This window comes from Bradyrhizobium sp. NDS-1 (assembly GCF_032918005.1).
Classification (GTDB): Bacteria; Pseudomonadota; Alphaproteobacteria; order Rhizobiales; family Xanthobacteraceae; genus Bradyrhizobium; species Bradyrhizobium tunisiense.
This window is the reverse complement of sequence record NZ_CP136628.1, coordinates 1480622-1500532: the sequence shown is the minus strand read 5'-3', so window position 1 is coordinate 1500532 and position 19911 is coordinate 1480622. Positions and strand designations below refer to the sequence as shown.

Here is a 19911-nt window from a genome sequence, read left to right as displayed (position 1 = left end):
GCATTTTACCGGTTTTGGACGCCAAACCGGCCCGTTTCGCCTATTCGGCCGTTAACCAGTCCTAATTATTTCCGCACGCCCCGCTCGGCGAGCTCCACCAGGTCGCGCAGGAAGTCGACGAACTCGATCCCCTCTGCTTTCAGCGCCTTGGGGTAGAGTGAGGACTTGGTCAGCCCGGGCAGCGTGTTGGTCTCGAGATAGACCAGGCCCCTGTCCGAGACGATGAAGTCCGACCGGGAATAGCCGGTGCAGGACATCGCGCGGTGCGCCAGCATCGCCTGCTCCTTGAGCGCGGCGGTGATTTCGGGTGCGAAACGGCCGGGACAGATCTCTTGGGTCGACTTCAGAAGGTATTTCGCGGCGTAGTCGAAACTGCCCTCGCCCGGAATGATCTCGATCGGCGGCAGCGCGATGATCGACCCGTCGGTGCGCTCCAGCACGCCGCAGGTCGCCTCGATGCCGGCGATATAGGGTTCGATCACATATTCTTCTTGCCTGGCCGCATTGCGGACGGCGACGAGATCCTGTTTGGCGTTGACGAAGATCAGGCCATAGCTCGATCCGTCGCGCGCCGGCTTTGCGATGAGCCTCCCGTATTCGGCGAAGGCTTCGTCGATGTCGTCGAGCGCAACGCTCAGCGGCGGCGTCGCGCCGCCGAGGGCGGCGAAGTGCTTGGCCGCGATCTTGTCGAAGGCGAGATGCGAGGAGGCCGAGCCCGATCCGGTGAAGGGGACGCCGCGCGCCTCGCACATCACCTGCAATTCGCCGTTCTCCGCGCGTCCGCCATGCAGGCCGAGCACCAGCACGCGATCCTCAGCCTTGGCCTGGTCGAGTGCCTGCGGCAACGGAATGCCCGATGTACCGGGCTTGAACTCGTCCTCGAACGGACGGGCATGTTCGAGCAGCTGCTTCGACTGCACGACATGCACCTTGTCCTCGACGTCCCACCACCAGAGATCGGCCTCGGGAAGTGCCTGATGCAGCGCCTGGGCCGAGGCGACCGAGACGAGACGTTCGCGGTTGGAGCCGCCGAAGAGGATGGTGATGCGCATGGTCATAGTCTCTCTCGTTCCGTCATTCCGGGGCGCGACGCAGTCGCGAACCCGGAATCCATTCATCCACGAACTCCGCCGCCCGATGGATTCCGGGTTCTCGCTTCGCGAGCCCCGGAATGACGGTGATCATGAAACCCCGATCCGCTTGATCTCCCAGTGAAGCTCAATTCCGGAATTTGCCTTCACGCGTTCGCGCACCGTCTCGCCCAGCGTCTCGATGTCGTGCGCGGTGGCATCGCCCGTGTTGATCAGGAAATTGCAGTGCATCTCGGAAACCTGCGCGCCGCCGACACGCAGACCGCGGCAGCCTGCGGCGTCGACCAGCTTCCAGGCGGAATGGCCGGGCGGATTCTTGAAGGTCGAGCCGCCGGTCTTCTCGCGGATCGGCTGCGCGGTCTCGCGATGGGTCTGCACCTCCGCCATGCGCGCGCGGATTGCTTCCGTATCCCTGATCTCGCCGCGAAAGCGCGCGGAGGTGAAGATGGTGGAGGGATCGACGCCGCTATTGCGATAGACGAACTTCATGTCGGCGTTGGAGAACACGTGCTTGCTGCCGTCGCGCCCAACCCCTCGCGCCTCGATCAGCACGTCTTTGGTCTCGCCGCCATTGGCGCCCGCATTCATGCGCAGCGCGCCGCCGATCGTACCGGGAATACCGTAGTAGAATTCAAGCCCGCCGATATTGGCCGACGCGGCGACCTCCGCCACGCGCTTGTCGAGCGCGGCAGCACCTGCGGTGACGACATCGCCGCTCGCGCTCGCTTCGCCGAAGGCGCGGGGCGCCAGCCGGATCACGACGCCCGCAATGCCGCCGTCGCGCACGATCAGGTTGGAGCCGACGCCGACGACATGGACGGGGATGTCGCTGGCGAGACGCGCGAGGAAGTAAGCGAGATCGTCCTCGTCCGCCGGCGTGAACAGCACCTGCGCGGGCCCGCCGACGCGAAACCAAGTGAGCTCGGCGAGCGACTGGTTGGCGAGCAGCCGACCGCGGAGTTGCGGCATCGCAGCTTTGAGGTCGGGGGTGATGTCGGGGAAGGTCACCACCCTACCCCAGCGCCTTCAACTGATCCGGCAGCGCATACGCCCATTGCGTGATGTTGCCGGCGCCGAGGCACACGACGAGATCGCCGGATTTCGCCAGTCCCTTGACGATGCCCGCGAGCTCCGATGCGCCAGGCAGCGGGATCACCTCGCGATGCCCGTGCGCGCGCAGGCCTTCGACGAAATGGTCGCGGTCGATGCCGTCGATGGGCGCTTCGCCGGCGGCATAGACATCAGCGACCACAACCGCATCCGCATCGTTGAAACAGGTGCAGAATTCCTCGAACAGCGATTGCAGGCGGGTGAACCGATGCGGCTGCACCACGGCGATGACCTTGCCGTCGTAGGAATCGCGCGCCGCTTTGAGCACCGCCGCGATCTCCACGGGGTGATGGCCGTAATCGTCGATGACGCTGATACCGTTCCATTCACCGGTCTTGGTGAAGCGACGCTTGACCCCGCCGAAGCCGGCCAGCGCCTTGCGGATGGCTTCGTCCGAGACACCGAGCTCATGCGCGACCGCAATTGCCGCCGTCGCATTCGAGGCGTTGTGCCGGCCCGGCATCGGCAGCGCGAGGTCGGCGATCTCGTGCACGGCCCCGCTCTTGCGATCGCGGATCACGACCTTGAATTTCGAGCCGCCGCCGCCCGCGGTGAGATCGACCAGCCTCGCATCGGCCTGCGGATTCTCGCCGTAGGTGATGATGCGGCGGTCCTCGATCTTCCCGACGAGGCTCTGCACCACGGGATGATCGATGCACATCACGGCAAAGCCGTAGAACGGCAGGTTCTCTACGAAATGACGGAAGGCGTCCTGCACGGCCTCGAAGGTCTTGAAATGATCGAGATGTTCAGGATCCACGTTGGTGACGATCGCAACATCCGTCGGCAGCTTCAGGAAGGTACCGTCGCTTTCGTCGGCTTCGACCACCATCCAGTCGCCGGCCCCTAGCCGCGCATTGGAGCCGTAGGCGTTGATGATTCCGCCGTTGATGACGGTGGGATCGAGCTCGCCTGCGTCGAGCAGCGTTGCGACCATCGTGGTCGTCGTGGTCTTGCCATGGGTGCCGGCGATGGCGACGCAGCTCTTCAGCCGCATCAGTTCGGCGAGCATCTCGGCGCGGCGCACCACGGGAATGCGCCGCTCGCGCGCCGCCATCAGCTCCGGATTGTCGCGCTTGATCGCGGTGGAGACCACGACGACCTCGGCACCGTCGACATTCTCGGCCTTGTGGCCGACCGAGACTTTCGCGCCCTTCTTGCGCAGACGGTCGAGATTGTAATTGTCGGACGCATCCGAGCCCTGCACGGCATAGCCGAGATTGACCAGCACCTCGGCGATCCCGCTCATGCCGATCCCGCCGATCCCGACGAAGTGGATGGGTCCGATCTCGCGCGGCAGTCTCATGCTCTGTTCCCCGACCTCGCCGCCTTGCACAGGCGGTATCTGGCGAAGGTCACGGCCAAATCAGCCGCGTGCCTTGTTACTGGATGCCCCGCTTTAGAAGGCGAAGACAAGGGCTTTTTCGCGTCAGATTCCCGCGACCTTGACCACCAGATCGGCCAGCCGCTCGGCGGCATCGAGCCGCCCTGCCCCCTTCGCGGCTTCGGCCATGGCGGCGAGGCGCGCGGGCTCGGCGGCGAAAGCGGAGATCTCGGACGCCAGCCGGTCCGAGCTGAACTCGGTCTGCGGGATGCGAATCGCGCCGTCGACCTCGACCAGCACGCCGGCATTGGCGAACTGATCCTGGTCGATCGAGCCCGGCAGCGGCACCAGGATCGAGGGCCGGCCGATCGCGGCGAGCTCGGCGACCGTGCCGGCGCCGGAGCGCGACACGATCAGGTGGTTGGAAGCAAGCCGCGCCGGGAGATCGGTGAAGAACGGCGCGAGCTCCACCTTGATCTTGAGCTTGTCGTAGATCGCGCGGACGCGGCTCATGTCCTCGTCGCGCACCTGCTGGGTCAGGACGAGCCGGCTCCACAGCGCGGGCTCGAGGCGCTCGATCGCGCCCGGCACGATGTCGGCCATGATGCGCGCGCCCTGGCTGCCGCCGACCACGAGTAGCCGCAGCGGTCCGTTCACCTCGGGCGCGGTATATGGCACGGCGGCGGCTGCGAGAACCGCGGGCCGCATCGGCGTGCCGACCGTCGTGGTCTTGCCTGACAGCGCCGGATCGCGGTCGAGCACGCCGGGCAGGGACGTCGCGATGGCGCGCACGCGGCCCGACAGGAACCGGTTGGCACGGCCGAGCACCGCGTTGGCGTCGTGGATGATGCCGGGCACGCCGGCGAATTTCGCAGCGACCAGCGGCGGCAGCGTCGGATAACCGCCGAAGCCGACGACGGCGACCGGCTTCAATCGCTTGATCAGCGCGTAGGCCGCGAGCGTGCCGGCGGCGAGCGTGAGGCCGGCATAGGCGAGCTGAAACGGATTGCGGCCGCGGGCGGTCTCGCTTCTGACGACGTCGATCATGTCCTTGCTGAACAGCCCGCTATAGCGCAGCGCGCGCTCGTCGGTGACGAGGCGGACGCGATAGCCGCGCCGGATCAGCTCGACACCGAGCGCCTCGGCCGGAAACAGATGGCCGCCGGTACCGCCCGCGGCGAGAAGAATCAGAGGAGAATTGTCCATGGTAGAGGCGTTTTACAGCCTATCCTCCGTCATTGCGAGCGCAGCGAAGCAATCCAGACTGCCTCCGCGGAGGCAACCTGGATTGCTTCGTCGCAAGCGCTCCTCGCAATGACGACTTACGCGTAACTGCGCATCGCCTCGGCGTGGCCGCTCGCCTCGACCTCGGTGCGCGGGCGCAGCCGCGTCAGCGCCAGCATCATGCCGACACCATAGGCGAGCGAGATGATCGAGGAGCCACCATAGGAGATGAAGGGCAGCGTCATGCCCTTGGCGGGGATAAGCTGCAGGTTCACCGACATGTTGATCGCCGCCTGCACGCCGAACAGGATTGCAAGGCCCGAGGCGGCAAAGCGCGAGAACATGTCCTCATTGGCATAGGCGCGCGACAGCGTGCGGATGACGACGAAGGCGAACAGCGTCAGCATGGCGAGGCACAGGATGATGCCGAACTCCTCGGCGGCAACGGCGAACACGAAGTCGGTATGGCTGTCCGGCAGGCTGCGCTTGGCGATGCCCTCGCCCGGCCCGAGGCCGAACCAGCCGCCGTTGTAGAAGGCCTCCATGGCGGTATCGACCTGGAAGGTGTCGCCGGAGGCCGGGTTCATGAAGCGCTTGATGCGGCCCGCGACGTGCGGAACGAACAGATAAGCGCTGAACAGGCCGGCCGCGCCGAGACCCGCAAGGCCGAACACCCAGATCATGCGCATGCCCGCGATGAAGAACAGCGAGCCCCACACCATCAGGATCAGCATGGTCTGGCCGAAATCCGGCTCCATCACCAGCAGCGCGACCAGCATCAGGAGCAGCACCAGCGCGATCGAGGTCGCAGGCATCTCCGGCCGCTTGGTCGATTCCGCGAACAGCCAGGCGGCGATGACGACGAAGGAGGGTTTTGCAATTTCGGAGGCCTGGATGTTGATGCCGAGCAGCGTGATCCAGCGCCGCGAGCCCTTCACCTCCGGGCCGAAGGCAAGCGTGAGCACAATCAGCACGATGCTGGCCGCGAAGATGATCAGGGCCGAACGGCGGATCGCACGCGGCGACAGGAAGGAGACACCGAGCAGCACGATGCAGGACGGCAACAGGAACAGCACGTGGCGGCCGAAGAAATGGAAGGGATCGAGCCCGATGCGGGTCGCAACCGGCGGGCTCGCCGCCAGCGACAGGATCACCCCGGTCAGCATCAGCGCCAGGATGGCGCCCATCAGCGGCTTGTCGACGGTCCACCACCACTCGGAAAAGGGGGTGCGTTCTTCACGAGAGAGCATGGGCGGCCGCTTTCGGACAGAGGTCGCCCCATTGGTCGCCGAGGTTGGTTACCGGGGGGTTAAGGAAACGGGGATGTTTCGAGATGATCCCCGCTGCCGCGCTAAATACGGTGTCATGCCCCGGCTTGACCGGGGCATCCAGTACACCGCGGCCGCTCGGCTCAAGCACCGTCTCTGGAATACTGGGTCGCCCGGTCAAGCCGGGCGACGACAGCGGAGGTTGTGAAGATGCGTGCCCTCACACCACCGGCTTCACGCCCGGCAGCGCCTGCACCAGATCGCGGAACTTGGTGCCGCGGATTTCGAAATTACGATATTGGTCGAAGGAGGCGCAGGCGGGTGACAGCAGCACGACCGCATCTTGCAGGCCCGAGGCTTCCGCATCGCGCGCGGCGTGCTCGACCGCGACGTCCAGCGTCTGGCTGATCTCGTGCGGGACTGTGCCCAGCGTTCCCGAAAACTCCTGCGCGGCCTCGCCGATCAGATACGCTTTTCGGATGCGCGGGAAGTAGCCGGTGAGGCCAGTGATGCCGCCCGCCTTGGGCTTGCCGCCGGCGATCCAGAAAATATCCGAGAAGGATGACAGCGCATGCGCGGTGGCGTCCGCGTTGGTGCCCTTGGAATCGTTGACGAACAGCACGTTGCCGCGGCGGCCGACCTGTTCCATGCGGTGCGCAAGGCCCGGAAAGCTGCGCAGGCCGTTCTGCAGCACCTCTAAGCTGACGCCCATCGCGAGCGTCGCGGCGGCGGCGCAGGCGGCGTTCTGCGCGTTGTGCTGGCCGCGCAGCGAGCCGATGCCGCCGAGCGCGGCGATCTCGCTGCGGGCGCCGCCCGCCGTGCGCACGATGGTGCCGTGCTCGACATGGATGCCTGAAGCCAGCGGATTCTTGACCGAGATGCGCACCACGTTCTTGCCGGCGCGGTCGAGCCGGTCGGCGATGTCGCGGCAAAAGCCGTCATCGACGCCGACGACCGCAGTGCCGCCACCTTGCACGCCGGCGACGAGGCGCTCCTTCACCGCGGCGTAATGCGCGATGGTGCCGTGACGGTCGATATGGTCCTCGCTGACATTGAGCAGGATGCCGACGGAGGGATCGAGCGAAGGCGTCAGGTCGATCTGGTAGGACGACATCTCGATGACGTGGACGCGGCCCATGCGCGGCGGCTCCAGCGACAGGATCGCGGTGCCGATATTGCCGCCCATCTGGGTGTCGTAACCGGCAACTTTCGTCAAATGCGCGATCAGCGCCGTCGTCGTCGACTTGCCGTTGGTGCCGGTGATGGCGACGAACGGCGCATCCGGCGCATGCCGCCGCCGCTCGCGGCAGAACAGCTCGATGTCGCCGATGACCTCGACACCTGCCTCGCGCGCCTTCAGCACGCTCCAGTGCGGCACGGGATGGGTCAGCGGCACGCCCGGCGCGAGCACGAGGGCCGCGAAATTGGCCCAGGAGACATTGCGCAGATCCGCAGTGATGAAACCGGCCTGCGCCGCCTTGGCGACGTTCTCGGCATTGTCGTCGGCCGCGATCACCTCGGCGCCGCCGGCTTTGAGCGCGTGGCAGGAGGCGAGCCCCGAACCGCCGAGGCCGAACACCGCGACGGTTCTGCCGGCAAAGGACGTGACGGGGATCATCGAGCGATCACCGCAGCTTCAGTGTCGACAGGCCGGCGAGCGCCAGCATCACCGAGATGATCCAGAAGCGGATCACGATCTGCGGCTCGGTCCAGCCGAGCTGCTCGAAATGGTGATGGATCGGCGCCATCCGGAAGATGCGCTTGCCCGTGAGCTTGAACGACACCACCTGGACGATGACGGAGACCGCCTCCAGCACGAACAGGCCGCCGATTACCGCGAGCACGATCTCGTGCTTCACCGCGACCGCAATGGCGCCCAGCATGCCGCCGAGGGCGAGCGAGCCGGTGTCGCCCATGAAGATCGAGGCCGGCGGCGCGTTGAACCAGAGGAAGCCGAGGCCGGCGCCCAATAGCGCGCCGCAGAGCACCGCGAGCTCGCCGGTGCCGGCGACATATTTGATCTGGAGATAATCGGCGAACACCGCGTTGCCGGCGAGATAGGCGATCATCGCAAAGCTCGCGGTTGCGATCATCACGGGAACGATGGCAAGGCCGTCGAGACCGTCGGTGAGGTTCACCGCATTGCCGGCACCGACGATGACGAAGGCGCCGAACACGACGAAGAACCAGCCGAAATGCAGCACGGTGTCCTTCAAGAACGGAATCGTCAGCGCGGTCGAGGCGGGATCGCGGTTCAGCCGCACCAGCGCGTAGCAGGCCACCAGCGCGATCGCCGCCTCGATCAGCAGGCGAAGCTTGCTGCCGAACCCGGTCGTGGTCTGCTTGGTCACCTTGAGGTAATCGTCATAGAAGCCGACGAAGCCGAAGCCGAGCGTCACCGCCAGCACGATCCAGACATAGGGGTTGAGTGGATTGGCCCACAGCACGGTGCCGACGGTGAGGCCGGACAGGATCATCAGCCCGCCCATGGTGGGCGTGCCCTTCTTGGCGAGATGCGATTGCGGACCGTCGGTCCGGATCGGCTGGCCTTTGCCCTGGCGGATGCGCAGATGATCGATGATCCAGGGCCCAAACAGGAACACGAACAGCGCGCCGGTGACGACGGCGCCGCCGGTGCGGAAGGTGATGTAGCGGAAGACGTTCAGGAAGGTGCGAACGGCACCGAAGCCCGGAAAAGTGTTGGAGAGCTCGATCAGCCAGTAAAACATTCAGTCGGTCCTATGGCGCCTATGCACGCGGTTTTGGCCTTGATCTTGGCAGCGATCTTGGCCTCAACGCGTCTCACGCGCATTCGCTGGTCTTCATCACGGGTCGGGCGACCTCTGGGGAAACCGGACGGCCTCGCGCCGCAAAGGGTTGAGATTCGGAAACAGCGCCTTCCAAGCAGTTTACGCCTTTGCCTGCAAGGCGGCCACCAGGCCGGGCACAAACTTGTTGACCCAGAACATCTTCTTGCTGCCCTTGACAACCACGACATCGCCCGCCTTCAGCAGATTTGCGACCTCGCCCGGCTTCAGCGTGGCGGGATCGTCGTGCCAGCCGAGGCCCTTGCCTGATGGCAGCACCTCGTAGAGGTGACGCATCAGGGGGCCGACGCAGTAGACGGCGTCAATACCGTCGAGATGCTTGGCGAGGGCGGTGTGATAATCGGGCGCATCTTCGCCCAGCTCCAGCATGTCGCCGAGCACCGCAACGCGGCGGCCGCCGGTCACGTTGCGCGCCTGCAGGCTTTGCAGCGCGGCAGTAACGCTGGCCGGATTGCCGTTGAAACTGTCGTCGATCACGGTGATACCGCCGACCGCCTGCTCGACGCCTCGGCCGGTCATGATGCCGACCCGGTCGAGCTTGATCGCGAGCGTCGCCGCATCGAGATTGGCCGCACGGGCCGCGGCGAGCGCGGCCAGCGCATTCTGCACGCGATGCGGCGCGCCCGGCGTCAGGCTGAAGGCGATCTCCTTCTTGCCAATCATGGCCACGACCTGCCAGCTCTCGCCATGCGGCGCATGCGCGACCTCATGCACCTCGGCATGCTCGCCGAAGCGCACCACCTTGCCCTTCCATTCCGATGCCTTGAGCCCCGCGGGCAGCACCAGCACCCCGTCCTCGGGCAGGCCAAGCGCGATCGACACCTTCTCGCGCCTGATCGCGTCGAGCGAGCCGAGCTTTTCCAGATGCACCGGCTGGACGTTGACGACCAGCGCCACCGTCGGCCGCGTCAGCTCGCTGAGCCGCGCGATCTCGCCCTTCTGGTTCATGCCCATCTCGACGACCCAGAGGCTGGCGTCGGGCCTGGCGTTGCACAGCGTCAGCGGCACACCCCAGAAATTGTTGAAGCTCGACGGGCTCGCATAGGCGTTCGGATAGGCCGCCAGAAATTCCTTGGTGCTGGTCTTGCCGGCGCTGCCGGTGAGCCCGATCACCGGCCCCTTGAAACGTGCGCGTGCGGCGCGCGCGAGGCTCCAGAGGCCGTCGATCAGCGTGTCCTTCACCACGATCTGGGGAATGCGGCTGCCCGCGATCTCGTGCGGTACGATCATCGCGACCGCGCCGGAAGCTTCCGCCTTGTCCGCGAACTCCCAGCCGTCGCGCGCGCTGGCAAAGGCCGAGACGAAGCCGCCGCTCGGCGTGCCGCTCAGCGCGACGAACAGGCTGCCCGGTTTCACCAGGCGGCTGTCCTGGGTGACGAAGTCGATCGGCGTGTTCGGGAACGATCCGGCAACGCCCAGCGCACGCGCCACCTCGGCAACCGTCCATATCGGCGCGCTCATGCAACCCTCGACGCTAATGCGGCGGCGACCGCCTCGTGATCACTGAAGGGCAGCACTTGGCCGCCGACGATCTGCCCGGTCTCATGTCCCTTGCCGGCGATGAGCAGTGCATCGCCCTCCTGCAAGTTCTCGATCGCCGCGCGGATCGCGACGGCACGGTCGCCGATTTCGCGGGCGCCCTTCGCCGTGGCGAGGATCGCCGCACGGATCGCTTCCGGTTTCTCGCTGCGCGGATTGTCGTCCGTGACGATGACGTCGTCGGCGTTCTCCGCCGCGATCTCGCCCATGATCGGCCGCTTGCCGGCATCGCGATCGCCGCCGGCGCCGAACACGACGACCAGCCGACGCTTGGCATAGGGACGCAGCGCCTGCAGCGCCTTCGCCAGCGCGTCGGGCTTGTGCGCGTAGTCGACGAAGATCGGCGCGCCATTGCGCTCGCCGACGCGTTCGAGCCGGCCTTTGGCGCCCTCGAGGTGCTCCAGGCTCGCGAACACATCGGCCGCATCGCTGCCGGTGCCGATCGCAAGCCCCGCGGACACCAGCGCGTTCTCGATCTGGAATTCGCCGACCAGCGGCAGCCGGATCGCATAGCCCTTGCCACGATGTGCGACCGTAAGCCTTTGCGAGAAACCTTCGACCACAGCTTCGGTGAGACGGATGCCCTCGCCTGCCCCGTCGCCGTTGCGACCGACCGCCATCACGCGCAGGCCTCGCGCGTTCGCTGCGTCGATGACTTCCGCCGAGCAGTCATGATCGGCCGAGATCACCGCCGCGCCGTCAGGGGCGACCAGTTCGCGGAACAGCCTGAGCTTCGCGGCAAGATAATGCGCGACTGTCGGATGATAATCCATGTGGTCGCGGGAGAGATTGGTGAAGCCGGCGGCAGAAACGCGCACACCGTCGAGCCGGTACTGGTCGAGCCCGTGCGAGGACGCTTCGAAGGCGAGATGCGTGATGCCCTCGCGCGCGATCTCGTCGATCTGCCGGTGCAGCGCGATCGGATCCGGCGTGGTCAGCGAGCCATAAACCGTGCGCCTGGACGAGACGAGGCCGATGGTGCCGATGCTGGCGGAGACGTGTCCCAGCCGCTCCCAGATCTGGCGGGTGAAGGCTGCGACCGAGGTCTTGCCGCTGGTGCCGGTCACGGCGGCGATGGTGGCGGGCTGGGCGGGAAAAAATCTGGCCGCGGCCCGCGCCAGCGCGCGGCGCGGATTGGCCACCGTGACGAACGGCACTTTGCTGCCGTCGGGCGCATGGTCACCGACGACGGTCACCGCGCCTGCGGCGATCGCAGCATCGATGAATCGCGCGCCGTCGGTCTTGCTGCCCGCGAGCGCGAAGAAGAGGTCGCCCGGCTTGACCACGCGGCTGTCGAGCGCAAGGCCGCTCACATCGAGCGCCGCGACAGCAGGCTCGATCGCGGCGTCATTGCCTAGCAGGTCGGAGAGCTTCATGGTCTTCCAGTCGACATGCCCTGCCGTAGGCCGACCCGGGGAAAACCCGACTCAGCAGCGGCGATGGCCCGCCCCCCCGTTGATTACTGGGTTGTCCTGGATGCTGCAAGAATAAGGCGTTCCGCAGGCGGCAGGTCGAACCGCGGTTCGATGCCCAGCAACGGCGCGATCCGCTCGATCACCTTGCCGCCGGTCGGCACCGTGTTCCAGCCCGAGGTGATGAAACCATGCGTTTCGGGCAGCGCCTGCGGCTCATCCAGCATGATCAGGACGTGATATTTGGGATCGTCGCAGGGCAGGATGGCGGTGAAGGAGTTGAGCACGCGCTTCTTGGCGTAGCGCCCGTTGACGACCTTCTCGGACGTGCCGGTCTTGCCGCCGACGTAATATCCTTTGACATCTGCTTTTCTCGCCGAACCAACTTCGGCATTGAGCCGCATCAGGAACCGCATCTTGTCGCTGGTCTCCGGCTTGATGACGCGCTTGGCCAGCTCCGCAGCTTCCGCTTCGCTGCGCTTCATGAAGGTCGGCGGAATCAGATAGCCGCCGTTCACCAGCGCGTTGATTCCCATCACCGCCTGCAGTGGTGCCACCGAAAGACCTTGGCCGAACGCGGCGGTGACCGTGTTCAGCTCGCTCCAGCGCCGCGGCAGCAGCGGCGCCGCGCTCTCCGGCAATTCCGTGCGCAGGCGCGTCATCTGGCCCATCTTGGAGAGAAACGCCTTGTGCGCCTCGACCCCCTGGTTGAGCGCGATCCGTGCCGCGCCGATGTTGGACGAGTAGGTGAACACTTCCTTGGTGTTGATGAAGCGCCCGAGCGGATGGCTGTCGTGGATGGTGAACTTGCCATAGTGCAGGTTCCCGCGTGCATCCCACATCGAGTTCAGATTGATCTTGCCGGAATCGAGCCCCATCGCCAGCGTAAACGCCTTGAACGTCGAGCCCATCTCGTAGACACCGGTGGTCAAGCGGTTGATGCGATCCGGGTCGTGCGCTTCCTTCGGATTGTTGGGATCGAAGTCGGGCAGCGAGACCATCGCCACGATCTCGCCGGTCTTGACGTTGGAGACGAGACCGGAGGCAGCCTTGGCGTGGAATTTGTCCTTCGCCTTCAACAGTTCGTCCCGCAGCGCGTGCTCGACGCGCAGATCGACCGCGAGCTCGATCGGCTTTTGCAGCCGGTCGGTCGCAAAGCCGGCGCGATGGAGATCGGCGAGGCCCTGGTTGTCGAGCCACTTCTCCAGACCGGCAATGCCCTGGTTGTCGATGTTGACGAGACCGATGAGGTGGGCGACCTCGTTGCCGGTCGGATAGACGCGCTTGTTCTCGCGCAGGAAGCCGATGCCGGGAATACCGAGCTTGTGGACGGCCTGCTGCTGCGCCGGCGTGACCTCGCGCTTGAGCCAGACGAAGCCCTTGCGCGTCTTCAGGCGCTCGCGCACCTCGGCCTCGTCGAGGTCGGGAATGGTCGCTGTCAGGAGCTCGATCGCCTCGTCCTTGTCGATGATGCGGCGCGGCTCGCCGAACAGGCTCGACGCCTTGACGTCGGTCGCAAGGATCGCGCCGTTGCGGTCGACGATATCGGGTCGCGCGGTCGCGACCACCTCCTGCGCCGCGGCGCGGCGCGCGCCGTGGGCATCGGCGCCGATCGCAAACATCACGAGCCGGCCTCCGATCACGGCATAGACCGAAGCGAAGGCGAGCATCGCGAGGCCGACGCGTGCACGCGCCTTCGCGGCGCGATCGACATTCCGCCCGTAGAGCAGGCTGCGGATCAGCCGCTGGCGCCAGGGTTCTGTGGCAATGACCGGGGGCGCAGCGCTCATTGCTTGTCCTCGGGCTGAGGCACGGAGCCCGTCACATTGTCGGGATCGCTCGCGGCTTCGATGGTGTTGAGCATGGCTCCGATCGGATCGGGCTCGCCCGGCCTGAACATCCGCGGCGGACGCTCCGGCAGATTCTTCAGCGAATCATACTGCGTGCCGTTGACCGGCTTGAGCTGCAGATGCCGGTCGGACAGGCCCTGCAGCCGGTGTGGCGCATCGAGCTTGGCCCATTCGGAACGCAGCGACGCGATCGCGTCGCGCTGCTCGCGGATCTCCGCATGCAGCCGCAGCACCTTCTCGACGCGCGCCGTGGAGTCCATCTTGATCCGGTAAACATAGGCCGCGGCGAAGATCAGCGCGCCTATGACGAGGAGGTGGATGATGCGCATGCTCTAGCCGCCCCTCATCACGTCGGAGAGCCTGGGCCAGGACGATGTCTCGCGATCGTCATGCGCCGGCGCGGAGGTGCGCTCGGCTGCGCGCAATTTTGCGGAGCGCGCGCGCGGGTTATGCGCGACTTCGTCCTCACCGGCGACGACGGGCCGCCGGGTCAGCAGCTGGAAGCTCGGCGGAACTTGCGCCACCTCCGGCAGATGCCGCGAACCGCCTCCGGTCTTCGAACGCTCGGAGAGGAAGTTCTTGACGATGCGGTCTTCCAGCGAATGGAACGAGACAACGACGAGGCGGCCTCCCGGCTTGAGCACGCGCTCGGCTGCAGCAAGCGCGGTCTGGAGTTCTTCGAGCTCTTCGTTGACGAAGATGCGCAGCGCCTGAAACGTCCGCGTCGCCGGATGAATATCTCCGGGCTTCGAGCGTATGACCCTGCCGATGAGATCGGCGAGCGCACGCGTTGTCGTGAACGGGGTCTCCTGGCGGTCCGCGACGATGGCGCGGGCGACGCGGCGCGAATGCCGCTCTTCACCGAACAGATAGATGATGTCGGCGAGATCGCCTTCCGAGGCACGGGCCACCACGTCGGCCGCAGTCGGCCCGGCCTGCCCCATCCGCATGTCGAGCGGACCGTCGAGGCGGAAAGAGAAGCCGCGGGCTGCCTGGTCGAGCTGCATCGAGGACACGCCGACATCCATCACGACGCCGTCGACGCCATCGGTGCCCTGCGCCGCGCAGACCTCGGCGAGGTTGGAGAAGCGGTCCTCGACCAGCATGAGCCGGCCTGCCGATCGTTCGACCAGTTCAGCGCCGCCCGTGATCGCAGTGTGGTCGCGGTCAATGGCGATGAGCCGGGTTCCCGGCACCTCCAGGATCGCACGGCTGTAGCCGCCGGCGCCAAAAGTGGCGTCGACATAGATGCCGCCTTCGCGCGGGGCGAGATGGGCGATAGCCTCACGGCCAAGAACGGGAATGTGCGGAACCGAGCTCATGCGCCACGCCGGCCGAAAGTCCAGCCTGACGTCCAAGCGAGATCGGGGACGAACAAGCCCATAGCGCCTCGAATCATTCCGCGTCGCGGCGGTTCCACGACAAAGCCCCAGTCCAGCATGGTTACCGAACCCGGTCGTCCCGGGCTGCAACCCCAGTGTTGCCAGTGCAATTTGTCGGGCAGCCATGGGATTTCGAGCCAAAATGCGCTTTGGCCGCCTCCGGGCACGGGTCGGCTCTTCATCCCTCAGTAACGGCCCTTAGCGTTAAGAAAGCGTTGATCGGCTCGTTACAAGACGAAAAGGTGCAGCGGCGGTGATGCTTCATCCACACACATGCGCCAAAATGCAGCCGTTAACTGCGCCGCGCGATTGCGCGCGGTGGGCGGTAAAGGAATAGTAAAGAGAAGGGCTTGGCCCATTCTCTCGCGACCTGGTTTGTCTATGCCGCCGTCCGGTTCGTCCACACCGTCTGGATCTGATTCGAAGCGCCAACGCGTTCTCCCGGTTCCCAAGGCCGCGGCGAACATGCGGACGTTCGAGCCTGACTCCTCGATCGTCTCCGACATCATCCCGTCGCCGAACCATGGCGAGCGCAACAAGGGCCGGCAGCCCGACATGATCGTGCTGCACTACACCGGCATGCCCGATGTCGAGGGTGCGCTGGCCCGGCTCTGCACGGCCGGCACCGACGTCTCGGCGCATTACGTCGTGCTGGAGGACGGCCGCATCGTGCAATGCGTGCAGGAGACCAGGCGCGCCTGGCACGCCGGCGTCTCGTCCTGGGCCGGCGAGGACGACATCAATTCCTGCTCGATCGGCATCGAGATCGTCAATCGCGGCCACGACTGGGGCTATCCCGAGTTTCCGCTTCGCCAGATCGCCGCCGTGATCGCGCTGTGCCGCGGCATCATGCTCCGCCGCAAGGTGTCGGCCCACCGGGTGCTCGGCCATTCCGACGTCTCACCCGCGCGCAAGAAAGACCCCGGCGAAAAGTTTCCGTGGCACTCGCTGGCCAATTCCGGCGTCGGCCATTGGGTAACGCCCGCCCCGATCGTGCGAGGCGAGACTTTGATGCTCGGCACCATCAGCGACGAAGTGCTGAGCATGCAGCAGGCGCTCGCCAGATACGGCTACGGTGTGCCGCTGACCGGCAAATACGACGCCGCGACCATGGAAGTCGTCACGGCCTTCCAGCGCCATTTCCGCCCGGCGCGGCTGGATGGTGTCGCGGACCATTCGACGCTGGCGACCTTGCAGGCGCTGCTGGCGAGCCTGCCGGCGGAGGGAACGACCGTCGCATCGAAGTGACGGCGCTAACCACGTACTCGTCAATGCGAGGAGCTCTTTCCGGGGGCGACGCAGTCGCGAACCCGGAATCTCGAGGTCGTGTGGGATTTCCAAGTCCTCGCGTCGCGTGCCTCGGAATGACGGCTTCGCCGGCACTTGTCGTAGACGCAGATCCGCCGCGCCTCACGAAAGGCGATCCGGCTTGACGGAACCGTCACAAATGCCCCATGCGTTGTCGGTCAGTCGGCCGGACGGCCGCTCCGGCAAGCGCCGAAAGGCCGCCGGGGAGGAAAGTCCGGGCTCCCTTGACATGCGGTGCCGGATAACGTCCGGCGGGGGTGACCCCAGGGAAAGTGCCACAGAGAACGAACCGCCCGCCTTCGCCCTTTGGGCTTCGGCGCGACAAGCCCTCGGGCCTGCCGTGCCGTAGCAGCGCAAGCTGCGTAGGCAGGTAAGGGTGAAAAGGTGCGGTAAGAGCGCACCGCGGCTCCGGCAACGGAGCCGGCATGGCAAACCCCACCGGGAGCAAAACCGAATAGGGACGGCAAATGCGGGCCGATCGCGCAAGCGATAACGCCGCGGGGCGATGTCAGGCCCGCCGTCCGGGTAGGTTGCTCGAGGCCACGTGCAAACATGGTCCCAGAGGAATGGCCGTCACGTATCGTGCGCGCAAGCGGACGGTGCCCTACAGAACCCGGCTTACAGGCCGGCTGATATCTTGCAACGAGGGGTTCGATGCTCAGCGCATCGGACCCCTCACCATTTGAGCCCAGCGCAGTCATTCAACCGGTCGTCATTCCGGGGCTCGCGAAGCGAGAGCCCGGAATCCATCGCGCGGCACAGTTGGTGGATGAATGGATTCCGGGCTCGTGCTGCGCACGCCCCGGAATGACAGCGAGGATTTTACGCGACGATCTTCTCCAACGTCGCCATCAGCGCCGCCGGTGCGGTGACATTCGGTGCATGGCTGGCGTCGAGCTCGAAATAGCGCCAACCCTCCTCGCTCTTCGCCCGTGCCGCGAATTGCCCGAACACGTCGCCCGGTGGAATGCGGGTGCAATAGATGTAGCTGCGCGGCATCGATGGCTCGCCATGCGCGAGCCTCAATCTCGTCTCGAAGCATTTGATCGGCATGTCGACCCGGCGCGCATTGAGCCAGTCGAGATCAGCTTGCGGCGTATCCGGCGGCGGCGGGTTCGGCGGAACGCGATAGCCGTCGCCGGAGCTTGCGGCCTTGCGCATCGGCTCGCGTCCACCCTCGTGGAGATCGAACAGCGACTGGCCGTTACGCGGTACGAAGGCATCCAGATAGATCAACTGCGTCACGCGCTCGCGGGCGCGATCGGCGACGCCGGTCGCGACCATGCCGCCATAGCTGTGGCCGAGCAGCACGATGTCGCTCAGATCTTCGAATCTGATGACGTTGAGGATGTCCTGGATATGCGTCTCGAGGTCGATCGAGGGACTGGCCAGGTGCGCACGATCCCCGAGGCCGGTGTAGGTCGGCGCCACCAGGCGGTGACCGGCCTCGGCCATCAGCGGATGCATCTTCTTCCAGGCCCAGCCGGCGGACCAGGCGCCATGACAGAGCAGGAAGGTCTTCGCGCCCGTGGCCATTGGCGTTTCCATCGTTCTTGCTTGATCCGATGGAGTGTAGCGGCCGGACGCGCGATGTAAACGCTGCTTCTGCTCAAGCGGCGCGCGTGTCCGCCTTCACCAGCACCGGCGCAAGCTCATCCGCCTCGCGCCGCAGCTTGCTCGCCTCGAATCCGTGCATGCCGAGCTGCCATTGCAGCCCGACGATGGCGCCCTTGGTCGGCTGCAACAATGCGAGCGAAGCGAACAGGGTGACTGGCAGCCACACCGCGAGTTGCAGCCACTCCGGCGGCGCGTAGGCGGTCTCGACCGCGAGGATCGCCGGCACCACGAGGTGGCCGACCACGACCATGACGAGATAGGCCGGAAAGTCGTCGGCGCGCTGGTGAAACAGCTCCTCGCCGCAATGATCGCAAGCGTCCGTCACTTTCAGGAAGCGGCCGAACATGTGCCCTTCCCCGCAATTTGGACATTTGCCGCTGAAGCCGCGCCACATCGCCTTTGCCAGAGAGACCGCCATGACCACACCTCTTCCTTTCCAACGATCCATACAATATTATCTTGTATCCATACATTCAAAGGATATGGGCCTAAATTGCATGGATTGGACTCCTACAATCTCCGAGCTCTCGGGCCCGCGCTACCAGCGCATCGTCGAGGCCATGGAGGCCGACATTGCCGCGGGGAGGCTGGTGCGCGGCCAGCAACTGCCGACGCAGCGCGCGCTGGCCAAGGCACTCAATGTCGACCTCACCACGGTGACACGCGCCTACACCGAGGCAAGGCGCCGCGGCATCATGGAAGCCCGCGTCGGACAGGGCTCATTTGTGTCGGAGACCAGCGCGCGCCGCGCGGTCGACCTGCCGCACCCCGTCGCGATCGACCTTTCGATGAACGTGCCGCCGCACCCGCTGGAGGCGCAGCTCGACGAGCGCATCATGGCCGGAATGGAGGCCATCCGCGCGCAATCGGGCCTGACGGCGTATCTCAACTATCTGCCGCCCGGCGGCAGCGCGCATGAGCGCGAAGTCGCGGCGCGCTGGATGCGTGCACGGGTGCCGCACGCACAGGCCGACAAGCTCGTGATCTTTCCGGGCACGCAGACGATCCTTTTCAACCTGCTCGCACACCTTGCGAGGCCTGGTGATATCGTGCTGACGGAGGCGCTGACATTTCCCGGCATCAAGGCCGCAGCATTGCGGCTCGGCGTCAGGCTCGTGGGCGTCGCCATGGATGATGGCGGCATCCTGCCCGACGCGCTGGCAAAGGCCTGCCGCGTGCACCGGCCAAGGGCCGTCTATCTCATTCCGACGCTGCACAATCCGACCACTGCGACGCTTTCCCCGGAGCGGCGCGGCGCCATCGCAAGGATCATCCGCGATACCGACACGATCCTGATCGAGGACGACGCCTATGGCCTGCTCGACCGCTCGGCATCGCCGATCGCGAGCCTCATTCCGGAGCGGACTTATCTTGCGACCACGCTGTCGAAATGCATCGCACCGGCACTGCGTGTTGCCTATCTGGTGACGCCCGACAGCGGCGCGCAGCGGGAGCTGCGCACATACTTGCAGGCGACCGTGCAGATGCCGGCGCCACTGATGGTCGCGCTGGTGACGCATTGGATCGAAAGCGGCATCGCCGATCGCATCATCACCGCCATCCGCAACGAGGCGTTCGGACGTCAACAACTCGCGCAACGCGCGCTGAAGGGCTTCCAGTTCCTGGCCAAGCCCGCGGCGCATCACCTGTGGCTGCGGCTGCCCGAGGGCCGGCCCGATGTCGCCGCACATCTGCTGCGGAATGGACTTGCGGTCGTCGCCGGCGATGCCTTCACGGTCGATGGGACACCGCCGCACGCGGCGCGCGTCTCGCTGGGAGCGGCTCGGAACAGATCGGAATTGACGGAAGCGCTGCGCATCCTGGTCGGCGCACTGCACAAGCCCGCCGACACCAGGCAGATCGTCTAGATCATCGACTGACGGCGATGGCCGGCGCGCACGACCGGTGCCGCGGCAACGGATAGGCCCTCGATGCATGGGCATCATCAGCGCAGCGTG

Annotated in this window: 16 protein-coding genes and 1 other RNA gene; 3 read left to right on the top strand and 14 right to left on the bottom strand. The window is 65.8% G+C overall.

All coding sequences use genetic code 11. The annotated features are described in order from the left end of the window. Positions 1-65 precede the first annotated feature (65 nt). The 12 genes from RX330_RS07135 to rsmH form a co-directional block, all read right to left on the bottom strand. Positions 66-1052, bottom strand: coding sequence for a D-alanine--D-alanine ligase (locus tag RX330_RS07135; RefSeq protein WP_317243854.1), 987 nt, complete (start codon positions 1050-1052; stop codon positions 66-68). A gap of 129 nt (positions 1053-1181) precedes the next feature. Then, positions 1182-2099 (bottom strand): UDP-N-acetylmuramate dehydrogenase, encoded by a 918-nt coding sequence (gene murB / locus RX330_RS07130; protein ID WP_317242534.1) that lies wholly within the window; start codon positions 2097-2099, stop codon positions 1182-1184. A 4-nt stretch (positions 2100-2103) separates the two neighbouring features. Next, the gene (gene murC, locus RX330_RS07125) at positions 2104-3507 is read right to left on the bottom strand and encodes a UDP-N-acetylmuramate--L-alanine ligase (protein WP_212080611.1); all 1404 of its coding nucleotides are present in this window, start codon (positions 3505-3507) and stop codon (positions 2104-2106) included. A gap of 123 nt (positions 3508-3630) precedes the next feature. After that, positions 3631-4731 (bottom strand): undecaprenyldiphospho-muramoylpentapeptide beta-N-acetylglucosaminyltransferase, encoded by a 1101-nt coding sequence (gene murG, locus RX330_RS07120; protein WP_317242533.1) that lies wholly within the window; start codon positions 4729-4731, stop codon positions 3631-3633. 116 nt (positions 4732-4847) lie between these two features. After that, complete coding sequence (gene ftsW / locus RX330_RS07115) at positions 4848-5999, bottom strand: putative lipid II flippase FtsW (RefSeq protein ID WP_317242532.1); 1152 nt, start codon at positions 5997-5999, stop codon at positions 4848-4850. 238 nt (positions 6000-6237) lie between these two features. Beyond that, positions 6238-7635: a UDP-N-acetylmuramoyl-L-alanine--D-glutamate ligase gene (gene murD, locus RX330_RS07110; RefSeq protein ID WP_317242531.1), complete on the bottom strand. Its 1398-nt coding sequence runs from the start codon at positions 7633-7635 to the stop codon at positions 6238-6240. A gap of 7 nt (positions 7636-7642) precedes the next feature. Continuing rightward, positions 7643-8746 carry a phospho-N-acetylmuramoyl-pentapeptide-transferase gene (gene mraY / locus RX330_RS07105; protein ID WP_014492955.1) on the bottom strand — a complete coding sequence of 368 codons (1104 nt, stop codon included), beginning with the start codon at positions 8744-8746 and terminating at the stop codon, positions 7643-7645. A gap of 180 nt (positions 8747-8926) precedes the next feature. Further along, a complete protein-coding gene (locus RX330_RS07100) occupies positions 8927-10306 on the bottom strand; it encodes a UDP-N-acetylmuramoyl-tripeptide--D-alanyl-D-alanine ligase (RefSeq protein WP_317242530.1) in 1380 nt (459 codons plus the stop codon). Continuing rightward, on the bottom strand, positions 10303-11760 hold the full coding sequence (locus RX330_RS07095; protein ID WP_317242529.1) for a UDP-N-acetylmuramoyl-L-alanyl-D-glutamate--2,6-diaminopimelate ligase: 1458 nt from the start codon (positions 11758-11760) through the stop codon (positions 10303-10305). Before RX330_RS07095 ends, RX330_RS07100 begins: the two co-directional genes overlap by 4 nt. A gap of 83 nt (positions 11761-11843) precedes the next feature. Beyond that, positions 11844-13586 (bottom strand): peptidoglycan D,D-transpeptidase FtsI family protein, encoded by a 1743-nt coding sequence (locus RX330_RS07090; RefSeq protein WP_317242528.1) that lies wholly within the window; start codon positions 13584-13586, stop codon positions 11844-11846. Further along, on the bottom strand, positions 13583-13975 hold the full coding sequence (locus RX330_RS07085; protein ID WP_212080603.1) for a hypothetical protein: 393 nt from the start codon (positions 13973-13975) through the stop codon (positions 13583-13585). The genes RX330_RS07090 and RX330_RS07085 overlap by 4 nt, the downstream gene beginning before the upstream one ends. A gap of 3 nt (positions 13976-13978) precedes the next feature. After that, the gene (gene rsmH, locus RX330_RS07080) at positions 13979-14968 is read right to left on the bottom strand and encodes a 16S rRNA (cytosine(1402)-N(4))-methyltransferase RsmH (protein ID WP_317242527.1); all 990 of its coding nucleotides are present in this window, start codon (positions 14966-14968) and stop codon (positions 13979-13981) included. Positions 14969-15493: 525 nt separating this feature from the next. Between rsmH and RX330_RS07075 the strand changes: the two genes are divergently transcribed. Both RX330_RS07075 and rnpB read left to right on the top strand, forming a co-directional pair. Continuing rightward, positions 15494-16276 (top strand): N-acetylmuramoyl-L-alanine amidase, encoded by a 783-nt coding sequence (locus RX330_RS07075; RefSeq protein ID WP_212080601.1) that lies wholly within the window; start codon positions 15494-15496, stop codon positions 16274-16276. Positions 16277-16494: 218 nt separating this feature from the next. Beyond that, an RNA gene (rnpB, locus tag RX330_RS07070) (RNase P RNA component class A) lies at positions 16495-16973 on the top strand. A 185-nt stretch (positions 16974-17158) separates the two neighbouring features. On the opposite strand, the gene RX330_RS07065 is transcribed toward rnpB, so the two are convergent. After that, entirely contained in the window at positions 17159-17872 is a 714-nt protein-coding gene (locus RX330_RS07065) for an alpha/beta fold hydrolase (RefSeq protein ID WP_317242526.1), read from the bottom strand. Positions 17873-17945: 73 nt separating this feature from the next. After that, positions 17946-18401 (bottom strand): DUF983 domain-containing protein, encoded by a 456-nt coding sequence (locus tag RX330_RS07060; protein ID WP_375847591.1) that lies wholly within the window; start codon positions 18399-18401, stop codon positions 17946-17948. 49 nt (positions 18402-18450) lie between these two features. On the opposite strand from RX330_RS07060, the gene RX330_RS07055 reads away from it, so the two are divergent. Then, complete coding sequence (locus RX330_RS07055) at positions 18451-19821, top strand: PLP-dependent aminotransferase family protein (RefSeq protein WP_317242525.1); 1371 nt, start codon at positions 18451-18453, stop codon at positions 19819-19821. The last annotated feature ends 90 nt before the right edge of the window (positions 19822-19911 follow it).

What these genes read in the sequence shown, in the direction of transcription:
- RX330_RS07095 (WP_317242529.1), bottom strand. Translation starts at nt 11,760, where the DNA reads ATGAAGCTCTCCGACCTGCTAGGCAATGACGCCGCGATCGAGCCTGCT.
- RX330_RS07085 (WP_212080603.1), bottom strand. Translation starts at nt 13,975, where the DNA reads ATGCGCATCATCCACCTCCTCGTCATAGGCGCGCTGATCTTCGCCGCG.
- RX330_RS07055 (WP_317242525.1), top strand. Translation starts at nt 18,451, where the DNA reads ATGGATTGGACTCCTACAATCTCCGAGCTCTCGGGCCCGCGCTACCAG.
- murC (WP_212080611.1), bottom strand. Translation starts at nt 3,507, where the DNA reads ATGAGACTGCCGCGCGAGATCGGACCCATCCACTTCGTCGGGATCGGC.
- murG (WP_317242533.1), bottom strand. Translation starts at nt 4,731, where the DNA reads ATGGACAATTCTCCTCTGATTCTTCTCGCCGCGGGCGGTACCGGCGGC.
- RX330_RS07060 (WP_375847591.1), bottom strand. Translation starts at nt 18,401, where the DNA reads ATGGATCGTTGGAAAGGAAGAGGTGTGGTCATGGCGGTCTCTCTGGCA.
- RX330_RS07100 (WP_317242530.1), bottom strand. Translation starts at nt 10,306, where the DNA reads ATGAGCGCGCCGATATGGACGGTTGCCGAGGTGGCGCGTGCGCTGGGC.
- ftsW (WP_317242532.1), bottom strand. Translation starts at nt 5,999, where the DNA reads ATGCTCTCTCGTGAAGAACGCACCCCCTTTTCCGAGTGGTGGTGGACC.
- rsmH (WP_317242527.1), bottom strand. Translation starts at nt 14,968, where the DNA reads ATGAGCTCGGTTCCGCACATTCCCGTTCTTGGCCGTGAGGCTATCGCC.
- RX330_RS07065 (WP_317242526.1), bottom strand. Translation starts at nt 17,872, where the DNA reads ATGGCCACGGGCGCGAAGACCTTCCTGCTCTGTCATGGCGCCTGGTCC.
- RX330_RS07090 (WP_317242528.1), bottom strand. Translation starts at nt 13,586, where the DNA reads ATGAGCGCTGCGCCCCCGGTCATTGCCACAGAACCCTGGCGCCAGCGG.
- murD (WP_317242531.1), bottom strand. Translation starts at nt 7,635, where the DNA reads ATGATCCCCGTCACGTCCTTTGCCGGCAGAACCGTCGCGGTGTTCGGC.
- RX330_RS07075 (WP_212080601.1), top strand. Translation starts at nt 15,494, where the DNA reads ATGCGGACGTTCGAGCCTGACTCCTCGATCGTCTCCGACATCATCCCG.
- RX330_RS07135 (WP_317243854.1), bottom strand. Translation starts at nt 1,052, where the DNA reads ATGCGCATCACCATCCTCTTCGGCGGCTCCAACCGCGAACGTCTCGTC.
- mraY (WP_014492955.1), bottom strand. Translation starts at nt 8,746, where the DNA reads ATGTTTTACTGGCTGATCGAGCTCTCCAACACTTTTCCGGGCTTCGGT.